Origin of the sequence: Mycobacterium sp., from assembly GCF_032162105.1 — a bacterium.
Classification (GTDB): domain Bacteria; phylum Actinomycetota; class Actinomycetes; order Mycobacteriales; family Mycobacteriaceae; genus Mycobacterium.
The window spans coordinates 1-4263 of record NZ_JAVRPS010000631.1 but is presented as its reverse complement, the minus strand read 5'-3'; the positions used below and the strand labels follow the sequence as shown (position 1 = coordinate 4263).

3 protein-coding genes are annotated in these 4263 nt (G+C 63.9%); 2 read left to right on the top strand and 1 reads right to left on the bottom strand.

Annotation, left to right across the window (positions count from 1 at the left end):
* Positions 1–113 precede the first annotated feature (113 nt).
* Together QOC69_RS32035 and QOC69_RS32030 are read left to right on the top strand one after the other, a co-directional pair.
* Positions 114–1934 (top strand): ABC transporter ATP-binding protein, encoded by a 1821-nt coding sequence (locus tag QOC69_RS32035; protein WP_526446525.1) that lies wholly within the window; start codon positions 114–116, stop codon positions 1932–1934.
* Positions 1935–1967: 33 nt separating this feature from the next.
* The gene (locus QOC69_RS32030) at positions 1968–2642 is read left to right on the top strand and encodes a uridine kinase family protein (protein ID WP_526446524.1); all 675 of its coding nucleotides are present in this window, start codon (positions 1968–1970) and stop codon (positions 2640–2642) included.
* Here QOC69_RS32030 and QOC69_RS32025 read toward each other — a convergent pair.
* The coding region (locus QOC69_RS32025; protein ID WP_526446523.1) for a maltose alpha-D-glucosyltransferase at positions 2613–4263 on the bottom strand (1651 nt) is incomplete at its 5' end. The two genes, QOC69_RS32030 and QOC69_RS32025, sit on opposite strands and share 30 nt — an antisense overlap.

Sequence of the window (4263 nt, the reverse complement as noted above, 5' to 3'; positions counted from 1 at the left end):
GCGATCCTGGCGGTGGGGACCAACGTCTTCGCGGATGCACTGGCGCGGGTGGCCTTTGGCGGCGAAGACGGTGAAGAGGTACCGGTGGCTACGGCATTGGAGTTGACGAAAGCATGACAGATCTGCCCGAACTTGCCACTCTCCCCAGGGAGACCGCACCGCCGACCGGGGACGGGCTCGTCGTCGAGGGGTTGACCGTCGTCACGGACGTGCGCGGAACACCTGTAGTCGAAGACATCTCGTTTCGGGTGGCGCCCGGCCAAGTCCTTGGGCTGGTGGGGGAATCCGGCTCTGGCAAGAGCACCGTCGGTGTGGCGCTTCTCGGGTTGGCGCGAAAGGGGCTGCGCATCGCGGCGGGCCGGGTGTGCATCGGCGGCGTCGACATCTTGGAGCTACGCGGCAAGGATCTGCAGGGCGCCCGCGGCCGACTCGTGGCGTACGTGCCCCAAGATCCCGCAAGTGGCCTCAACCCGGCGCTACGGGTTGGCAGGCAACTGCGCGAAGCGATCATCATCCATGGCGACTCCCTCGAACACGAGACGGTCGACGAGCGGGTGACGCAGTTGATGGAGGAGGTCGGCCTGCCGGCCACGGACGCATTCCTCAACAGCTATCCCCACCAGATGTCGGGTGGTCAGCAGCAGCGCGTCGGAATCGCCATGGCATTCAGTTGCCGGCCGCGTGTGATCGTTCTGGACGAACCCACCACGGGCCTCGACGTCACGACACAACGGCGAGTTCTGGAGACCGTGCGGCAGATGACGGTCGAACACCAGGTGACCTCGGTGTACGTCAGCCACGACCTGGCGGTGGTCGCACAGCTTGCCGACCAGACCGCGGTGCTCTATGCCGGTCGCCTCGTCGAGCACGCTGCCACCGAAGCCATCTTTCGCGGCGCTCGTCACCCGTACGCCGTTGGTCTGCTCAAGGCCGTCCCCAGCTCCGCCCGCAGCGAGATCCTGGTCGGCATCGAAGGCAGGCCACCACGGCCGGGGCGCTGGCCCCAAGGCTGTTCCTTCGCCGAACGGTGTGGATCCGTCCAGGATGAATGCCGCGAGGAACTGCCGGCGTTGCGTGACCTCGGGGACGTTCAGCCTCATTGGGTGAGGTGTCTGTTTCCCGAACCGCCCGTATCGGTGGATCAGGCCAAGCAACCAGTTCCAGTGCTTTCGCGAGACGTTGACGCGGTGCTCGTGGTTCGCAACCTCGCCGCCCGTTATGGCCCCCTCGACGTGCTTCGCAACGTCTGCTTCGACGTGAAGGCGGGCCGGTGTACGGCGGTCGTTGGACAATCCGGTTCGGGCAAGACGACACTGGCCCGCTCGCTCGTCGGACTGCACTCCGACTGGACGGGTGACGTCGAATTGTCCGGCGTCAAGCTCAGTTCGGATCCGCAGCGTCGTAGTAAGGAGCATCGTAGGACTCTGCAGTATGTGTTCCAAAACCCGTATGGTTCTTTGGATCCGCGAATGACGGTGCGCCAGAATCTGGAAGAACCGCTACGCCATTTCTTCGACCTTTCCCGATCCGAACGCGACCGCAAGGTGAACGAGATCCTGCAGACAGTCGCCTTGTCGACCGAGTACGCCGAGCGCCTGCCGCAGCAGTTGTCCGGTGGCGAGCGGCAACGCGTGGCCGTGGCGCGCGCTCTCATCGTGGATCCAGAGGTGATGGTCTGCGACGAGATCACCTCGGCGCTAGACGTTTCGGTGCAAGCGTTACTGGTCGAACAGCTGCGCCAGATGCAATCCGATCGTGGGCTGTCGATGGTCTTCATCACCCACAATCTGGCGGTGGTGCGCAGCATCGCCCAAGACGTGGTGGTCCTCTGCGATGGTGTCATCGTCGAGCACGGCCTCGTCGATCAAGTCCTCGACCATCCCGCGCACGAGTACACCCAGCGTCTGCTGGCGGATCTGCCATCGACTGAGTGAAACGGATCGCGTCGCCTACCTTGGAAAGGACGTATGGCCCATCCCGAGATCGCACCGAACATCGCACAGTGGAGCATTCGTCGCCACCACGACGTGCTGGAACAGCTGCGGGGGTACGGCGGGCCCGGATTGATTACTCTGATCGGCATCGACGGGCACAGCGGGTCCGGCAAGTCGACACTCGCGGACGGACTGGCCGGCCTCGCGGACGACGTATGCGCAATTCATACCGATGACCTGGCCTGGCATCACTCATTCTTCGACTGGGGCCAGGTGCTGGCCGAGCGGATCCTGGCTCCGCTTCGGCGCAACGGGCCACCAATCGCCTACCGCCCAGAGGCGTGGGTAGCGCGTGACCGGCCGGGGGCGATCAACGTCCCTGCGGCCACCGCGGTGGTGATCGTAGAGGGAGTGGGAACGTGCAGCCGCGACCTGGAACCCTGGTTCGACGCCATGGTTTGGGTGCACGTCCGCGAGGAGGTCGCGCGTCGGCGCGTCATCGCCAAGGGAGTGGACAGCGCAGAGTTCGTCGATGATTGGATGGCGCAGGAGAATTCGTTCTTGACCGTCCATCAGCCGTGGTTGCGCGCAGACCTGATCGTCGGCGGCGAGCTGGGCCGGCCGACGGTGGGCGGCGATACCGGAAGAGTCGTCACCTCACCAGGACCGGGCCGATCGTCAGACGTCCGCGGACTGCTCGACGATTAGGCACATTCCATGATGGGGTGCCATGTCGACGCCGAAGCTGTGTAGGTCATCGATGGTGGCAACTTCGCTACCGGTAAACGCGTCCGTCACCGTCGCACCCGGTGGGAGTTGCTCGGAGCGCACCGTCCCGGCGATCTGCTCGTTGGCGAAGTTCAGTACGGTCAGCTGTTGGCGACCTGGTTCGGCTAGTTGGTGTACCAGCACGAGCATCGCCCGGTGCGACACTTCCGGGATGTCGATCTGCCGACTGGTGGCGATGCCGTAGTGATCGCGGACCCGCAGGATGGCCTGTAGCTGCCGCACGAAGCTGGTCTCGTCGGCCAACTGCTCTGGAATGGAACCATAGAGACTGCGGCCCCGCGGCATGCCAGCGGTCGACTTCGTCGCCTGTGGGTTCACTCCCATCAGATCGTGGGCGGCGCGGTGAATCCAACGGGTGTCGCCACCGCTCAACAGGTCGGTCACCTCACTCGCCGGCAGGGTGAGCATTCCGCACAGATCCCATCCCGAGAGAGCGAAGACACCGGGCTGCAGCGCGTTGAACATCACCAGGAGAAGGTGCGATCGCCGGATGTCATCGATGTCATCGATGTCATCTAGGTCGGTGATGCCCAGTGTCGCGGCGATGACCGTGCCGCTGGTGCAGGCGATGCCGTTCGTGGTGAAGACCAAGTTGTAGGGTGCGGCGTTGCCGGTCAGCCGCTCGCTGAGATCGCGCCGCACACTGTCGCCGATCTGTTCGCCCGTGAGTTCCTCTCCCTTGTAGCCGAAGACGTCGTCTCTGTGGCCGGTGGACCAGTGCACTAGTTCGTAGGTCAGTTCGTCGTGATTCTGGAGTGCATGAACGAGCGAGGCGGGATCAACACCCAGTTCCAACGTCGTCCGCAGTGTCAGCCGCAGGAACTCGGTATCGGCGGTGGCGAGGGCGTGGTGATAGGCGGGCCGGTTGATGAAGTCGTAGGACAGGTCGGCGCCGGCCTCACCGTTCTGGCGGATGTCGTCGATCGTGAGATTGAGTTCCTGGAAGGTGAAACCGCCAAGTTTGCGTACCATGCTGGCGATCAGGTGGTTGGCTGCCTCGGACAAGGGATGGCCCTCGGACCAGGCGGGGTTGTCTTCTGCGGCGGACTTTTCAGCGCCGAGGAAGCCGTTGGCGTCGAGACGCAAACCGCCTGAGCCCAGGTCGGTCAGGGAATGCAGCGCGTCGCCGATGACCAGACGCATACCGGCAAAGGTCGGATCCAACCAGTTGATCGATGGTTGACCGTCTTTGAAGTAGTGCAGATAGACCCAACGCCGTTCGACACCGTCGACGCCCACGACTGCACGGGTCGCGCTCCAGTTGGTCTCCTTGACCCCTTCGGCATAGAAGATGACTCGCTGTAGGCGCCCAATGATGTAGCCGGCGTTGGCGAGCCACTCCTCGGTTGCCGCGTCGATGTTGACCGAGTCTGCGCCGGCGGGGATGTCGGGCAGATACTCCCAGTCGCGAGGGTCGATCTCCACCATGTGGTAGATACCCGGGTAGTCGGCGTACTTGACTTCGGCCAAGCGGAAGTCGGCCCCCTTGCCCGTGTGCCCCGGCACGATGTCGTCGATGATCGTGCCGCCGTACCAATTC